The sequence below is a fragment of the Streptococcus halichoeri genome, assembly GCF_009870755.1.
Classification (GTDB): Bacteria; Bacillota; Bacilli; order Lactobacillales; family Streptococcaceae; genus Streptococcus; species Streptococcus halichoeri.
On the sequence record NZ_WLZU01000054.1, the window covers coordinates 1 to 1162 of the forward strand.

Here is a 1162-nt window from a genome sequence, read left to right on the forward strand (position 1 = left end):
TGTCAAAATTTGAACGTATTCATTTGGTAGTTCTTGATTCTGTAGGAATTGGGGCAGCGCCCGATGCTAATCATTTCCAAAATGCCGGTGTGCCTGATGGTGCGGCAGATACCTTAGGGCACATTGCCAAAACAGTGGGGCTAGATGTGCCGCATATGGCCAAAATTGGTCTGGGTAATATCCCACGTCCGCAGGCGCTGGCTACAGTAGCTGCAGAAGCAAATGCTAGTGGTTATGCGACCAAGTTAGAGGAAGTCTCTCTTGGAAAAGATACCCTGACGGGCCACTGGGAAATGATGGGGCTTAAGATTACCGAGCCGTTTGATACTTTCTGGAATGGCTTTCCAGAAGAAATCATTACTAGAATCGAAGACTTCTCTGGCCGCAAGGTCATCCGTGAAGCTAATAAGCCCTACTCAGGGACAGCCGTTATTGCTGACTTTGGTCCAAGGCAGATGGAAACGGGTGAGTTGATTATCTATACTTCAGCTGATCCGGTCTTACAGATCGCAGCCCACGAAGATGTAATCCCAGTAGAGGAGTTGTATCGGATTTGTGAATTTGCACGGTCTATTACCTTAGAGCGTCCCGCCTTGCTTGGTCGGATTATTGCCAGACCTTATGTCGGGGAACCAGGAAACTTTACCCGAACAGCAAATCGTCATGACTATGCCTTATCACCGTTTGCAGATACTGTGTTGAATAAACTAGATCAGGCGGGCATAGATACCTATGCTGTTGGAAAGATCAATGACATCTTTAACGGCTCGGGTCTTAACCATGATATGGGGCATAACCAATCGAACAGTCATGGGATTGATACCTTGGTTAAAACCATTGGTCTGAGTGAGTTTACAAGGGGCTTATCCTTTACGAATTTGGTTGATTTTGATGCCATGTATGGTCATCGTCGCAATCCGGCAGGTTACAGGGATTGCTTGCAAGAATTTGATGGGCGTTTGCCAGACATTATGGCTGCGATGCGTGAGAAAGACTTGCTTTTAATCACAGCAGACCATGGTAATGATCCGATCTATGTTGGTACGGATCATACCCGTGAGTACATCCCTTTGTTGGCTTACAGTCCAGCATTTAAGGGCAATGGGGTATTGCCAGTTGGTCATTTTGCTGATATTTCTGCGACCATTGCTGAGAACTTTGG

General features: G+C 46.5%; 1 protein-coding gene. It reads left to right on the forward strand.

The features are described 5' to 3' along the window. The coding region (locus GWD08_RS08630) for a phosphopentomutase (RefSeq protein ID WP_159565255.1) at window positions 1-1162 on the forward strand (1162 nt) is incomplete at both ends.